The sequence below is a fragment of the Bacillus sp. JJ1503 genome, assembly GCF_036965125.1.
Taxonomy (GTDB): Bacteria; Bacillota; Bacilli; order Bacillales; family Cytobacillaceae; genus Cytobacillus.
In genome coordinates this window covers 1-15254 of sequence record NZ_JBALOZ010000084.1, presented here as the reverse complement: position 1 = coordinate 15254, position 15254 = coordinate 1, and the positions used below count along the sequence as shown (strand labels likewise).

Here is a 15254-nt window from a genome sequence, read left to right as displayed (position 1 = left end):
AGGAGGATATACCAATGCAAGATTCGACAAATAAATTCACGAAGATCAAAACACATACATATAATAAATTTAAAACTGCCTTCAAAACTACCGCATTAACTGTTTTTGCTGTAGGTGCAATTTCTTTTGCTGCTGGTATTTCAGCACATGCCAATACTGAAAAGCTGACAACTGTTTACTATGTTTATGTAGATAAACAATATATTGGGACAGTTACTGATAAAACGGCCATAGAAGGTTTAATTGATAAGAAATTGAAAGAGGCTCAGTCCTCGAATGAAACGCTAAAGCTTTCTTTAAACTCTGAGGTTACATATGTACCAGAGCAGGTTTTCCATGCAAACTCTGAAACGAATCATACAGAGGTGGCAGAGGAAGTAATGAAAGAAATTAAGGTACAGGCCGAGGCTTCTGCCCTTATCATTGACGGGAATCCAGTTGCCTACGTCCAAAACCAAGATCAAGCAAATGAAATTATTAAAAACTTGAAGTTAAAATATGTGTCAGAAGATGAATTAAAAGCAGTTGAGGCAATGCAAACTTCTGATACTAGTACATTACCCCCATTGAAAGAAAATGAAACTCGTATATTAGACGTAAAACTTTCAAAAGAAGTTTCCATCAAAACTGAAAAAGTTGAGCCAGCAAATATTATTTCTGTTGGGGATGCTGTTAAGCTTCTTGAAAAGGGATCTTTAGAGGAAGTCAAATATATGGTGAAAGAAGGGGATGTGCTAGGTGGAATTGCACACGCTCATAACCTTAAAGTCGAGCAGCTGCTAGACCTTAATCCGGGATTATCAGAAGACTCCCTTCTGCAAATTGGTCAGGAATTGAACGTAACCATTTTAAAACCATTTATTCACGTAATTATTGATAAGGAATACTTCACAAATGAAGTGATCCCTTTTAAAAAAGAAGTAGTGGAAAATGCAAATATGTTCAAAGGGGATACAAAGGTTAAGCAAGAAGGAAAAGATGGAAAACGGGCTGCCACTTATCATATCTCCGTACAGAATGGGCAAGTGGTGACGAAGGAAATTGTAAAAGAGGAAATTCTTGAACAGCCTGTTAATCATATTGTCGTCAAAGGTACTAAGGTGATTCCATCACGCGGTGAAGGCAGCTTTATTTGGCCTGCGGTTGGAGGATATGTTTCAAGTCATGTAGGCAATCGCTGGGGAAGATTGCACAAAGGAATTGATATAGCGAGACCGAGCAATCGCACGATCAAAGCAGCTGATAATGGGGTAGTTGTATCTGCAGGCTATCAAGGCAGCTTTGGTAACAAAATTGTGATTGACCATCAGAATGGCTACCGTACCATCTATGCACATCTATCATCTATTAGTGTAAGCCCGGGACAAGTCGTTTCAAAGGGCTCCAAAATAGGAGTAATGGGGTCTACTGGAAATTCTACAGGTGTACATTTACATTTTGAACTTTATAAAAATGGTGCACTCCAAAACCCTCTAAAATATATTCGTTAATGATCAAAGTCTCTAGTTTCGATACTAGAGGCTTTTCTACTTTAACAAACTAGGTAATGGTAACTATTTAATAATTATCCAGCCCTGCCTCTGACATCCTAGAGAATACAACGTTTTTTCTTAATAGATGAATTCACATTTATAACATGTTAAAGTAAAATTGAATGATAATAAACAAAATCTATCAATCAAAATAAATCAATCTTCATGAAAAGGAGAATTACATGGAAAGAAAAATTCTAGTAGTTGATGACGAGAAGCCGATTGCTGACATATTGCAATTTAACTTAAAAAAAGAAGGCTTTGAAGTATTTTGTTCGTATGATGGAAATGACGCTCTCGAAAAAGTGGAAGAAATTAAACCAGACCTTATTCTTCTTGATATTATGCTTCCGCAGAGAGATGGAATTGAGGTTTGCCGGGAAGTAAGGAAAAAATACGATATGCCCATCATAATGCTGACAGCAAAGGATTCTGAAATTGATAAGGTTATCGGTCTTGAGCTTGGGGCAGATGACTATGTGACAAAGCCGTTCAGTACAAGAGAGTTAATTGCCCGTATCAAAGCGAATTTGAGAAGGCATCAGCATATGGCTGCCAATGCGAATGAAGAGGATGAGACGAATGAAATTACGGTCGGCACCTTAATCATTCATCCAGATGCTTATATTGTGTCAAAAAGAGGAGAAACCATTGAACTGACTCACCGTGAGTTTGAGCTTCTTCATTACTTGGCAAAGCATATTGGACAAGTCATGACCCGTGAGCATCTTCTTCAGACAGTTTGGGGTTATGATTATTTCGGGGATGTTCGGACAGTTGACGTAACTGTTCGAAGACTCCGAGAGAAAATTGAGGATAACCCAAGTCATCCAACCTGGATTGTGACAAGAAGGGGAGTTGGGTACTATTTACGAAACCCTGAACAGGAGTAAGGACATTCAATGAAAAAGGTAGGCTTTTTTCGTTCTATTCATCTTAAGTTTGTCATCATCTATGTGTTGCTCATATTGATTGCCATGCAAATTATTGGCGTTTACTTTGTTAGACAATTAGAATCCACACTTAAGGATAATTTTAAAACAACCATCCAGGATCGTGTAAATCTGCTTGCTTATTATCTGGAGGAGCAGATGACGAAGGAGCGCTTGCCCGATGAGGAGGGTCCGACCCTAGAGGAAGATGTTTACCGGCTGTTAAGAGATTATAATTCGGAAGACATTACTGAGGTTAGGGTTATTGAGGGGGATACGTTAAAAATCCTGGGAACCTCTGACCCTGATAACCAAGGCGTTGTCGGGCAAAGAGATACTGATACATTAATAAGAATGACGCTTGCCACCTCTCAACAGGCAAGTGACGAGCTTATTGATTCCCAAACGGACAATCGAATCTGGGTTTTAGTTACACCGATTAAGCATAATGGCGAGGTAAGAGGAGCCATCTACCTCGTTGCAAAAATAGAAAATGTATTCGAGCAGATGCGGCAAATTAACAGTATCTTTATTTCCGGTACAGCAATTGCCCTTGCCATTACAGCGATTTTGGGTGTCCTTCTAACTCAAACCATTACACGGCCAATGTCAGATATGAGAAGACAGGCTCTTGCTATGGCGAAGGGAAACTTCTCCCGTAAAGTTAAAATATATGGCAATGATGAAATTGGCCAGCTAGCCATGACCTTTAACAATTTAACGAAAAAATTGCAGGAAGCTCAGGCTACAACTGAGGGGGAAAGACGCAAGCTGTCATCTGTACTCTCCTATATGACAGACGGAGTGATTGCAACAGATCGAAAAGGAAGGGTTATTTTAATCAATGAACCTGCTGCCGACATGCTGAATGTTTCACGTGAAACAGTTTTATCGATGCCGATTGTTTCACTTCTTGGTCTTGATGAAGATTATACATTTGATGAATTGCTATCTGAACGGGATTCAATCATTTTGGACTATAGCAAGCCTTCAAATACATTAATCCTGAGAGCTAATGTTTCTGTCATTCAGAAGGAAACGGGATTTGTTAATGGACTCATTACTGTTCTCCATGATATTACGGAGCAGGAAAAGATTGATATGGAGCGCCGGGAATTTGTTGCAAATGTTTCCCATGAGCTGAGAACGCCACTAACAACAATGAGAAGTTATTTAGAGGCCTTGGCAGAAGGGGCTTGGCAGGATGAAGAAATTGCTCCGAAATTCTTAGATGTAACTCAGACGGAGACAGAGCGAATGATTCGCCTTGTTAATGATCTGCTTCAGCTTTCAAAAATGGACAGCCGGGAATTAAGCTTGAAGAAGGAATGGATAGATGTTATTAGGTTCTATAATCGAATTATCGACCGTTTTGAATTATCGAAACAGCAGAATGTTACTTTTGAAAGAAAACTCCCCGACCATTCAGCGTTCGTTGAAATGGATGGAGACAAACTAACGCAGGTTATTGATAATATCATTTCGAATGCTCTTAAATACTCCCCAGAGGGTGGAAAAATAACCTTTAGGCTTGAGGAACAGAATGAATTTGTCGTTATTAGTGTTTCTGACCAGGGAGTAGGGATACCGAAGGAAAATATCAATAAGATCTTTGAACGATTTTACCGGGTGGATAAGGCTAGAACGAGAAAACTTGGAGGCACTGGATTAGGGCTTGCAATCGCTAAAGAAATGGTAGAAGCACACGGCGGGGAAATATGGGCGACAAGTAAAGAAGGAAAAGGAACAACCATTTCGTTCAGCCTGCCATATGATCGTACTGAAGAGGATGATTGGGAATGACATATGAAAATATTAAATCACTCATATTAGTCATTTTAGTATGCTTTAGTGTGCTATTAACATGGAGCATCTGGACATATCAGCCAAACTTAGAAACGATGAAAAAAACAAAAACAGTTCAAGAAGTCGCCATCAGTGAGAAAAAGGATGCCGAAGAGATTGTTAAGCCAGACAGAGTGATCTACCATTATACGAAGGAAAAGCATTTTGGGACGACAGATGCGGGTGAAATTGATAAGATCATTTCTGAAATTAGCAGATGGAATTTTACAGATTTTATAAATGTCACTAGTGAAATAAAGAATTACCCATCATTCATTCATAATTCCGGAAATGCAGTCATTCTTTTTCCGGATTCGATACCAATTGATTTTTACCGAACAATCATTGATATGAAGGAAAAAAAGATCCCAGATTTTTATTTTGACCGAATTGTTATTGATACTGAGGGAATTCAAAAGGATCAAGGATTTGTCTATTTCATCTCATCTGAAAAGGGCCAGGCTTTCCGAAGCCAAGTGCCTGCATCCTTCGTGCAAAGTTTTTATAATGGCTTTTTTAATAATGCCGAATATAGCCTTCATTATGCTAAGTACTTTCTGTTTAAGGTTTCTAGCAATCGGGTTATTTACCTGCCAGAGGATGCGCCTAAAATGCTTCAATATCAGTTTTTATCGACTCCTTTAGAGTCAGAAAAGTTCAAGAATGCTTTGTTTAAGGATCCTACTGTCGTCAAGAAGAGCTTTCAGCAATCTGGAGAGGAATACACAAATGGCTCAAGCTTAATGCGTGTGAATAACGATCGAAATACACTCTCATATGTGAATCCAGTAGGAGGCAGCGAAAGCCAATTGACTTCAAAAAGCCTTCTGAAAAGGAGTATTGATTTTGTCAATGATCATGGGGGCTGGACCGATAATTACCGTTTTGTTGAAATGGACGAAACGAGCCGCCAGGTATTGTTCCGTATTTATGATGACAAAGGATATCCTATTTTTAGTGAAGGCAGCGGAATTTCAGAAATTCGCGAAACTTGGGGCCAAAGTGAAATCTATAAGTATTTCAGGAGTAACTTTTTAATTGGGCTCAGAATGGAAGCGACTGAAGTTAATCTTCCATCAGGACAAGAGGCCCTTGGGTTATTGGAATTGAAAGGAATTGAACTGGCTCATCTGCAGGATATGATGCTCGGCTATGCGATGGAAAAGGATTCAAGGCTAGTGTATTTAGAGCCCAGCTGGTTCTATAAATATAATGGTTCCTGGAATCAGTTATCCATTGATGAGACAATGGGAGGGGCTAATCGTGGATTGGAGTAGAATCAAAACCATTTTCATATTAACCTTCCTCGTCTTGGATATCTATTTAATGTATGAGTTTTTTAAGCTAAACGACTCCAGCCAGTATGAGTATAGTACAGAAACTTCCTTTGAAAAGCGATTAAAGGCAGACGAAATCGAGTATGTTGAGCTCCCAAAAAACTATGCAAAAGATACGTATTTAAGTGCAAAGCCGAAAAACTTCAATAATGATGAAATTGAATCATTAGAGAGAACGAAGCTAAAGGGGCAGAGACTGCAAGTCAATACAGGCAATGTGCTAAAGTTTGTTCTTGATAAGCCATATGAGCTTAGTGATAAATTGGATACGGCAGAAATAAATTCATTTGTCAAAAATAATGTTTTGTATGGGGATCAATATCGTTTTTGGAAGAAGGAAGAGAATGCGATTACGTATTACCAACAATTCGATGATAAGGTTTTCTATCATAATATGAGCGGCGAGCTAACTATTTATTTAAATGAAGAGAATGATATTGTGACCTATCAGCAATCCATGCTAGAGGAAATTGAAGAACTATCAGAAGAACAGAAGATTATCCAGCCCTTGAAGGCGATTGAAACGCTATATGAAAATGGCTCCTTAAAGCCAAAGAGTAAGATTACAAATGTGGAGCTTGGCTATTTCAACTTTGTTCAAACAAGCACGTCACAGGTACTGACTCCTGCATGGCGGTTTGTGATTAATGATAAAGAAGATGTATTTGTTCACGCCTTTGAAGGGCAGATCATCCAATTAAACAACGAAGATAAAAATATAGTGGAGTGAGAGAATATGCGATTCAGCGTACTCGCGAGTGGTAGTACGGGGAATGCGATCTTTGTCGAGACTGAGGATCATTCGTTTCTTGTCGATGCGGGCTTGAGCGGAAAGCAAATGGAAGCCTTGTTTCAAAAGATTGACCGGGATATGGGGAAGCTCTCTGGCATCTTAGTAACACATGAACATAGTGATCATATTAAAGGTGTCGGGATACTCGCAAGAAAATATAAATTACCCGTCTATGCAAATGAAAAGACATGGAATGCAATGGATGGTTTAATAGGACAGGTCCCTGTGGAGCAGAAATTTACTTTTTCCATGGAGACGGTTAAATCATTTGGTTCATTAGATATTGAATCTTTTGGGGTTTCACATGATGCCGCAGATCCGATGTTTTATGTGTTCCACCATTCTGGGAAAAAGCTCGTTTTGATTACGGATACAGGGTATGTAAGTGATCGAATGAAGGGGCTCATATCTAATGCGGACGCGTATGTGTTTGAAAGCAACCATGATGTTCAAATGCTGCGGATGGGCCGATATCCATGGAGCATTAAAAGACGAATTCTCAGTGATGTCGGACATGTATCCAATGAGGATGCGGCGATCGCAATGAGTGAAGTGGCCGGTGATCGGACAAAGCGCTTTTATCTGGCACACTTAAGCCAGGATAATAATATTAAGGAACTAGCAAGAATGTCAGTAACGCAGACGCTTGAAAGCAGAGGCATTATTGTGGGAGAGCAGTTTGAGCTGTATGATACAGATCCAAAGACACCGACAGCACTGACGGCAGTTTAAGGTGGATGTAGGAAAGGAGTGGGGAGCCTCTTGTGAGGGGCTTCCTGCTCCTTTTTATTATTAAAAAAATGGTTCTAACTTATGAACAAACTCGTAAGATTGCTGATTTGACCAGCATTTCAATAGATTCTTAAAAAGAGGCGAGTATAATAATAAATAAGGTGGAAGAATAGAACTTAGCACTTATATTTGACACCTTTTAAATAGAGCTTGTAAGAAGTTTCTAAATGAAATAAAGGAAAGGAATGGTCCAGTGTGGGTTATTATGATCAAGATTATCAAAACCGGTATAAGAAGCAAAAGGGAAATAGGGGCGGCTATTTTTTAGCAAGTCTTGTCGGGGCAATTCTAGGTGCCATTCTTGTACTTATTGCCATCCCGAAATTAGCTGATTTTAATGTATTGCCTTATTCTGTTCAGCCAGATGCGCAGTTAGAAGAGAGTGCTGCATCTAATAACAACGCAAATATTCCTACTGAAAATGTTTCATTGAATGTAGTTTCAGACGTAACAAAAGCGGTAGATAAAGCAGGGGATGCGGTTGTTGGGGTATCCAATATTCAATCAACAAGCTTCTGGGGTGAAGGCAGCAACGGTGGAAACGTGGAAGAGCCTGCTGGAACAGGGTCAGGCGTCATTTATAAAAAGTCCGGAAATAAAGCTTTTGTTGTCACGAATCATCATGTAGTGGAGAATGCTAGTAAGCTAGAGGTTACACTAGCGGATGGGACGAAGGTTCCAGCCGAGCTTCGAGGCAGTGATATTTGGACGGATCTTGCTGTCCTGGAAATTGATGCGAAGGACGTAAAAGCCATTGCCGAGTTCGGAAATTCCGATTCCTTAAAAGCGGGAGAACCGGTGATCGCCATTGGAAATCCGCTGGGTCCAACCTTTTCTGGGTCAGTGACACAAGGGATTATCTCCGGATTAGAGCGGACCATTCCAGTAGATATTAACCGTGATGGCGTCATTGACTGGAATGCCGAAGTACTTCAAACAGATGCAGCGATTAACCCTGGTAACAGTGGCGGAGCCTTAGTCAATATTAAAGGGCAGGTCATTGGAATTAACTCCATGAAAATAGCCCAGAGTGCAGTTGAAGGAATTGGCTTAGCGATCCCAATCAACTCCGCACTTCCGATTATTAATGATCTTGAAAAATTCGGCGATGTCAAAAGACCATATATGGGTGTAGATTTAAAATCCGTTAACGAAATCCCATCTTACTATCAGCAGGAGGCATTGAAGCTGCCAAGAGACGTGAACTATGGTGTTGCTTTAAGGCAAGTTGTGCCAAACTCACCAGCTGCACAAGCGGGATTGCAGGAGCTCGATGTAATCGTTGAAATGGATGGAGAACAAATCAAAGATGTCGTAGACCTTCGAAAGCACCTTTACAATAAAAAGAAAGTCGGCGACCAAATGAAAGTGAAATTCTACCGCGATGGAAAGCTTCAGGAAGTAACGGTGAAACTGAGTGGGGAAACGTTTTAAATAAGTGAATAGGATTTGAGACAGGGGAGCGATAATTGCTCTCCTGTTTTTTTGAATTTGAAAGAAGGCTTAAACTGTGAATAACTTTTTGCAGGTCTGGCTATATAAAAAATGTGGGTGCTTTCACATTTGTTTTTGTTTTGTTAAGATGAAATGTGGATAACTGAAAAACGATGTGGATTTTAAATTATCCACAATACAATTTTAGAAACTAGGTGGAATGAGCATGAAAGAAAACGAGCAAATCATATACAGCTGTGACGAACATGTTGATATAGCAATAGATACAATCGTTGATGAGTATGAGACCTTTCCAATGTTAACGAAAATTTCAGACGAGAAAAAGTTATCAACACCCTGTGAATATTGTCGAAATCAGGCAATATATCTTGTGGCGAACGAATGATCTCACACAATATGTGGATAGAAAATGTGGATATGTGGATAACTCCTGTTGATATCTTGTTTGTAAAGTGAGGATGACTTGTGAATATCTCGATAGTTACCGTTGGAAAATTAAAAGAGAAGTATTTAAAACAGGGAATCGATGAATATCTAAAGCGATTATCTGCTTATGCCAAAATGGATATTATTGAAGTTCCAGATGAAAAGGCACCAGAAGAGTTGAGTGAGACTGAAATGCTGCAGGTGAAGCAAAAGGAAGGCGAGCGGATTCTAGCCAAAATTAATCCGGATGCCCATGTGATTGCTCTTGCGATTGAAGGGAAGATGAAATCATCGGAGGAGCTTGCTGACACGTTGGACAAGCTTGCTACATATGGGAAGAGTAAGGTGGCGTTTGTAATTGGCGGATCGCTGGGGTTGAGTGAGGATGTGTTGAAGCGGGCTAATGAGAAATTGAGTTTTTCAAAGATGACGTTTCCGCATCAGTTGATGAGGTTGGTTTTAGTGGAACAGGTTTATCGGGCTTTTCGGATAAATCGGGGGGAACCGTATCATAAGTAAGTGCGGTTTTATATAAATAAGGTTTTTGTATTCCTAATAAAGAAACTCGCCATGCTTGGCGAGTCTTACTTTTTTATATACCAAAAACGATGCCAATACGACTGCCATTTCGGCACGTATTTTAAGAAAAGCACCTCAAAACGGAACCCTTAATGCTGAAATGCACCATGGTTGAAGAGTGCTTGAAAGCTTGATTAAGCTACATGTTGGTATATATATAGAAAAAGTCATGCGGAGTGTTAGCCTGAATTTTTTAATATGTTTTTAGAAAAGCCCAGGTAGAAAGGTTATAGCTTGTTTCGAACCTTCCCCGGTTTAATTGTTGTCGCTGAATTTTAAGCTGATGAATTTTTCTTCCATCATTTCGCGCATGGCATATTTAACGCCTTCTCTGCCTACGCCACTGTCTTTCCAGCCGCCATAGGGCATATTGTCGATTCTGTAGGTGGGAATGTCGTTCACAATGACACCGCCTGTTTCCAAGCGGGTGGCCGCATAGAAGGCACGTTCAATGCTTGGCGTGATGATTCCGGAATTCAAACCGTAGCGGGAATCGTTTGCTTCGGCTATTGCATTGTCCAGGGTATCAAACGGTGCAATACAAACGACTGGTCCGAAAACTTCAAAACGAGACACTTTTGAATCACGGTTCACATTGGTTAGAACCGTTGGTGCCAAAACATTGCCTTCCACCGTTCCACCGCATTCGATTTTCGCGCCTTCCTGAACGGCTTCATTGATCCAGCTCTGTAGACGATCTAAAGACTTTTTCGAAATAACCGCGGTGATATTCGTCTTTTCATCCAGTGGTGAACCAATCACCAGTTGCTTCGTTCTGCTGACGAATCGCTCCAAGAATTCGCCGTATAAGGATTGATGGACATAAATCCTCTGAATTGAAATACACACTTGGCCATTATAGGAAAAAGCCCCCATGACCGATCGCTCGATCAATTGGTCAATATCGACACCTTCGTCGATGATAAATGGTGAATTAGACCCAAGTTCAAGTGTGAGTTTGCGAAACCCGGCCTGCTGCTGAATGATATGACCGACTTCCACACTCCCCGTAAATGTCACCTTTTTTACATAGGGATGTGTGGTTAATGCCTCACTTAAAACATCTCCCTTGCCCGGAATAATGTTTAGCACTCCGTCCGGCAGCCCCGCTTCTTTAAAAGCCTCTGCTAAAAATAAAGAAGAAATCGGCGTTTGTTCGGCTGGTTTCAACACGATCGCATTCCCTGCAGCAATGGCCGGCCCGACCTTGTGGGCAACAAGATTAAACGGAAAATTGAACGGGGTAATAGCCGTCACCACACCAATTGGCGTGCGAATCGTAAATCCAAAGCGGTTTTCCCCGCCTTCAGCTGCATCCATCGGAATTTGTTCCCCGTAATTACTCTTGGCGGCTTCTGCTGCGAAACGATAGGTTTGCACTGTGCGATTTATTTCCTCGCGAGCATTACGGATGGATTTTGCACCCTCTAGCGCCATGATTTCCGCACATTCCAAGCTTCGTTCCTCCAGGATGTCGGCGACTTTTGCTAAAATTTTGGCACGGGCATGCGCCGGATAGTTCCTAAATTTTTGAAAAGCCGCATTTGCCTCGACAATCGCCTCTATGGCATCGGCTGGCTCTGCCTGGCCAATATCTGAAAGAAACTCATTTGTATGGGGACTATATAAAGGTTCATACGTTTTTGCTTCTCGCCATTTTCCGCCAATCCACAATTGCCATTTCTTTTTCACCTGATAAACCTCCTATAATTTACAAATATAATCACCAAGTGTTTTTGATAACTTGACATTCTCCGAATAATCAACATCCACATCAATCAGCACAATTTCGTTACTCGATAGTGCTTTTTCAAGCATGGGAAGCAATTCATCAGAATGAGTCACTTTCATCCCTTTTACCCCAAAGCTTTTGGCAAAATCTAAAAAGTTTGGATCTGTAAATTCAATATTCGCTGACCGATTAAATTTATTCAGCTGTTTCCATTCGATTAAGCCAAATTTCGAATCATGAAAAATAATGACCACAAACGCTAGTCCTAGCCGTTTGGCTGTTGCAAGCTCGACCCCATTCATGAGGAAACCACCATCACCCGTTACCGCAATTACTGGTTTTTCCGGATGGGCAAGTTTCGCGGCAATAGCTCCAGGTACGGCAATACCCATCGTTGCCCAGCCATTTGAGATAATCGTATGATTTGGCTTTTCAGGCTGATACAAGCGGGCAATCCACAATTTATGGGCCCCAACATCTGAAATAATAATGGCTTCGCCTTTTTCTGCTTTTTTTATATCGGCAATGATTCGCTGTGGTTTCACGGGGCTTCCTGACAGCTCATCGGAAGCATGCAATTTTTCCACCAGCTGCTCCTTTAACTTCACAACTGCCGGCCACAGTTCTTTCTTTTCAACCAAAGGGCTTAACGCCTCTAGTGCTTCCTTCACATTCCCAACTAATTCAGCTTCAAGTGGATAGTAGGCATCGACCTCCGCTGGAAGGCTGTCAATATGAACAATTCTGTTCCCGGCCTCGTCATTCCAATATTTTGGTAAGTATTCTACAAAATCATAGCCAACCGTAATAATTAAATCCGCTTGATCAAATCCGCAAAGAACATAGTCTTTGGCTTGCATTCCTACTGTATATAGTGTTAAAGGATGATTGGCTGGCAGAACGCCTTTCGCCATAAAGGTGTTTACGACCGGAATATTTTTTGCTTCGGCAAACTGTCTTAACTCTACGGCAGCCTCATCGCGAATCACGCCGTTTCCTGCTAAAATAATTGGCTTTTTCGAACGGTTTATTGCCTCGGCTGCTTTGTTCAAAGAACTTCTTGAAGGACTGGAAGATGGCTTTTGCGATACTGGAAGTGGCTTTCCTTCCGTTTCTTGCATGGCGATATCCTCAGGAAGCTCAATATGAACAGCGCCAGGTTTCTCCAGTACGGCTTGTTTAAATGCTTTACGGACGATTTCCGGAATCGTGTGGGCTACCCGGATTTGTTGATTCCATTTGGTGATTTTATCAAAAACACCGACAATATCTACATATTGATGGGATTCTTTATGGATTCTCTCCAAACTCGCTTGACCTGTGATGGCGACAAGTGGTGCATGGTCAAGAAAGGCATCCCCGATTCCGGTTAGTAAATTGGTTGCACCCGGCCCAAGTGTGGCTAAGCAAACACCGGGTTTACCGGTTAAGCGGCCATATACATCAGCCATAAATGCGGCCGCCTGTTCATGATGAACCAGGATTAGTTCAATATCTGACTCAATCAGAGAATCAACGAAATCAGTGTTCTCCTCGCCGGGGATCCCAAATATGTATTTAACCCCTTCATTCTCTAAACATTTCACAAATAAATCCGAAGCTTTCAATTCATCGCCCCCATTTCCTAATTTTTTCGTTTGCTTATTTTCCCTCGCAATGGAAGAAATATGTAGGAATGTATAAACTTTTAAAACCTGTATAAATTAAGCCCATATGTCTTTTTAAGGGGCTGGATTCAGATGTATATCGCAAATATTTTGATTGTTATAGTAATAGGATTAGGAGCGCTTATTCTTCTCGGGATTATTATTTTTCTTGTTTACTTATACATATTTGACCGTAATCAAAAGGCCCACTCGATTTTACGCAACTATCCCGCGCTTGGCAGGATGCGTTATTTTTTAGAAAAAATAGGTCCGGAATTTCGCCAATATTTGTTCAACAGTGATACGGAAGGGAAGCCATTTTCACGCGACGAATATGAGCATATTGTGAAAAGTGCTAAATACAAAAGGGATGTCGTTGCATTTGGATCAAAACGGGATTTTGATGAGGAAGGTCTCTATATCCGCAACGCGATGTTCCCTAGACTTGCCGAAGAAATAAAAATGGACCGTGAAACAAAAGTGTTTACGAAACGATACATCCTATTGAAGGACCCGCTTTTTTCCCAACGTGAGGAAAAATGGGAGGACGAGGACTCGCTCGCCCAGTTATTGCATGATGATGATGCCGTCGTCATTGGCCCGGACACCAAATTTCCATTTGTTCTGAAAGGCCTTATCGGCATGTCGGCAATGAGTTATGGAGCACTTGGAAAAAGTGCCATTACTGCCTTATCAAAAGGATTGGCATTGGCAAAAGGCGCGTGGATGAATACCGGTGAAGGTGGATTATCCCCTTATCATTTAGAAGGAGGGGTCGATATCATCATGCAGATTGGCCCAGGCCTATTTGGGATTCGAGATAAAAATGGCGAGGTTGATTGGGACGAGTTGAAGAGGAAAAGTGAAATCCCCCAAGTAAAAGCCTTTGAACTTAAACTTGCTCAAGGAGCCAAAACACGTGGCGGCCATATTGACGGTGAAAAAGTAACTCCGGAAATCGCGGAGATTCGCAAGGTAGAGGCATGGAAATCCGTTGATAGTCCAAACCGCTTTCACCAATTTAGCGATGTGGGTTCACTGTGCGAATTTATTGAAAAAATACGTGAACATACCGGCAAGCCTGTAGGAATGAAGATTGTGGTTGGTGGGAATGACAGCGTCGAAGAATTAGCCAAGTATATGCGCGATACCGGAAAAGGACCTGATTTTATAACGGTTGACGGCGGTGAAGGAGGTACGGGGGCATCCTATCAGGAATTAATAGACACTGTGGGCTTGCCTATTAAATCAGCCCTGCCCATTTTAGTCGCCACTCTAAAAAAATATGGGGTCCGTGACCGGGTCAAAATCATTGCCTCTGGCAAGCTATTCACCCCTGACCGAATAGCCATCGCTCTGGCTATGGGGGCTGACCTAGTCAACATCGCGCGTGGATTTATGATCACGGTTGGATGTATCCAAACCTTGAAATGCAATTCAAACGCCTGTCCAGTCGGCGTTGCGACAACAGACCCTAATCTCCAAAAGGCACTTGTCATTGATGAAAAGAAATTTCGGGTAGTAAATTACCTAGTTACCCTAAGACAGGGATTGTTTCGAATTTCAGCAGCGGCGGGCATTGACTCTCCCATTCATTTCCGGCCGAAACATATCAGCTACAAAGACGAAAAAGGCGTCGTGACATCACTTGAAAGAATTTTAAAAGAAATCCAGGAACAAGTGGATGCTGGGTAAAACTGTCCGTGCCTGTCCCTCCCCGAATTTTGAGATGTTGATTCCTGCATCTGGGGTCAAGAGTATCCGCTCTTATCGGTTGGGGGATCATGTTAAGTACCCGATCAGGTAAATAGTCAAAAATCGCTTAAATAGACGGATAGATTCCGCCTATTGACTCGAAAAACGTGAAAATGGGGGATTTTCTTTGCATAATCGGAAAATCTCCCCTTATTTTACTTTACTTAATTAAGGACAAGAATTCTTATTTAAAAGGAAGTGAGATGAACGGGTTTTAGGCGCTTTAATTTTAGCATTCTTTTTGAAATCCAAGAGAACCTCATTTTGATGCGTTGCGGTGAACCGTACCGTAAGTAGGTGCGGTTTTTTAAAAGGACCACCAAAACGTAAATTTTACAATGTTTTAGGTGGTCTTGAATTTATATACTAAAATGAATCATATATTTATTTTATTTTGAGGCTAGTTGAATTTTTTCACATGATGCTGAGA

General features: G+C 41.1%; 12 protein-coding genes. 10 read left to right on the top strand and 2 right to left on the bottom strand.

Going from position 1 to position 15254, the window contains the following annotated elements; all coding sequences use genetic code 11:
- Positions 1 to 14: 14 nt before the first annotated feature.
- The 9 genes from V7149_RS07675 (at position 15) to rlmH (ending at position 9631) form a co-directional block, all read left to right on the top strand.
- On the top strand, positions 15 to 1490 hold the full coding sequence (locus tag V7149_RS07675; RefSeq protein WP_335345063.1) for a M23 family metallopeptidase: 1476 nt from the start codon (positions 15 to 17) through the stop codon (positions 1488 to 1490).
- A gap of 224 nt (positions 1491 to 1714) precedes the next feature.
- Positions 1715 to 2425 carry a response regulator YycF gene (yycF, locus tag V7149_RS07670; RefSeq protein WP_335345062.1) on the top strand — a complete coding sequence of 237 codons (711 nt, stop codon included), beginning with the start codon at positions 1715 to 1717 and terminating at the stop codon, positions 2423 to 2425.
- Positions 2426 to 2434: 9 nt separating this feature from the next.
- Positions 2435 to 4267 carry a cell wall metabolism sensor histidine kinase WalK gene (gene walK / locus V7149_RS07665; protein WP_335345061.1) on the top strand — a complete coding sequence of 611 codons (1833 nt, stop codon included), beginning with the start codon at positions 2435 to 2437 and terminating at the stop codon, positions 4265 to 4267.
- A complete protein-coding gene (locus V7149_RS07660) occupies positions 4264 to 5586 on the top strand; it encodes a YycH family regulatory protein (protein ID WP_335345060.1) in 1323 nt (440 codons plus the stop codon). The genes walK and V7149_RS07660 overlap by 4 nt, the downstream gene beginning before the upstream one ends.
- Positions 5573 to 6376, top strand: a complete 804-nt coding sequence (locus tag V7149_RS07655; protein WP_335345059.1) for a two-component system regulatory protein YycI — start codon at positions 5573 to 5575, stop codon at positions 6374 to 6376. The genes V7149_RS07660 and V7149_RS07655 overlap by 14 nt, the downstream gene beginning before the upstream one ends.
- Before the next feature lie 6 nt (positions 6377 to 6382).
- The gene (locus V7149_RS07650) at positions 6383 to 7171 is read left to right on the top strand and encodes an MBL fold metallo-hydrolase (RefSeq protein ID WP_335345058.1); all 789 of its coding nucleotides are present in this window, start codon (positions 6383 to 6385) and stop codon (positions 7169 to 7171) included.
- 255 nt (positions 7172 to 7426) lie between these two features.
- Positions 7427 to 8665 (top strand): S1C family serine protease, encoded by a 1239-nt coding sequence (locus tag V7149_RS07645; RefSeq protein ID WP_335345057.1) that lies wholly within the window; start codon positions 7427 to 7429, stop codon positions 8663 to 8665.
- 220 nt (positions 8666 to 8885) lie between these two features.
- Positions 8886 to 9071: a CxxH/CxxC protein gene (locus V7149_RS07640; RefSeq protein ID WP_438824096.1), complete on the top strand. Its 186-nt coding sequence runs from the start codon at positions 8886 to 8888 to the stop codon at positions 9069 to 9071.
- A gap of 80 nt (positions 9072 to 9151) precedes the next feature.
- Entirely contained in the window at positions 9152 to 9631 is a 480-nt protein-coding gene (rlmH, locus tag V7149_RS07635; RefSeq protein ID WP_335345056.1) for a 23S rRNA (pseudouridine(1915)-N(3))-methyltransferase RlmH, read from the top strand.
- 315 nt (positions 9632 to 9946) lie between these two features.
- Here the strand turns inward: rlmH and V7149_RS07630 are convergent, their stop codons facing one another.
- The gene (locus V7149_RS07630; protein ID WP_335345055.1) at positions 9947 to 11383 is read right to left on the bottom strand and encodes an aldehyde dehydrogenase family protein; all 1437 of its coding nucleotides are present in this window, start codon (positions 11381 to 11383) and stop codon (positions 9947 to 9949) included.
- 12 nt (positions 11384 to 11395) lie between these two features.
- Complete coding sequence (locus V7149_RS07625) at positions 11396 to 13030, bottom strand: acetolactate synthase large subunit (protein ID WP_335345054.1); 1635 nt, start codon at positions 13028 to 13030, stop codon at positions 11396 to 11398.
- Positions 13031 to 13162: 132 nt separating this feature from the next.
- Here V7149_RS07625 and V7149_RS07620 point away from each other — a divergent pair, with 132 nt between their 5' ends.
- On the top strand, positions 13163 to 14764 hold the full coding sequence (locus V7149_RS07620; RefSeq protein WP_335345053.1) for an FMN-binding glutamate synthase family protein: 1602 nt from the start codon (positions 13163 to 13165) through the stop codon (positions 14762 to 14764).
- Positions 14765 to 15254: the final 490 nt, after the last annotated feature.

Bases quoted from the DNA above. Each gene is read 5' to 3' on its own strand.
- walK (WP_335345061.1), top strand. From the start codon at position 2,435: ATGAAAAAGGTAGGCTTTTTTCGTTCTATTCATCTTAAGTTTGTCATC.
- V7149_RS07640 (WP_438824096.1), top strand. From the start codon at position 8,886: ATGAGCATGAAAGAAAACGAGCAAATCATATACAGCTGTGACGAACAT.
- V7149_RS07650 (WP_335345058.1), top strand. From the start codon at position 6,383: ATGCGATTCAGCGTACTCGCGAGTGGTAGTACGGGGAATGCGATCTTT.
- V7149_RS07620 (WP_335345053.1), top strand. From the start codon at position 13,163: ATGTATATCGCAAATATTTTGATTGTTATAGTAATAGGATTAGGAGCG.
- V7149_RS07675 (WP_335345063.1), top strand. From the start codon at position 15: ATGCAAGATTCGACAAATAAATTCACGAAGATCAAAACACATACATAT.
- V7149_RS07660 (WP_335345060.1), top strand. From the start codon at position 4,264: ATGACATATGAAAATATTAAATCACTCATATTAGTCATTTTAGTATGC.
- yycF (WP_335345062.1), top strand. From the start codon at position 1,715: ATGGAAAGAAAAATTCTAGTAGTTGATGACGAGAAGCCGATTGCTGAC.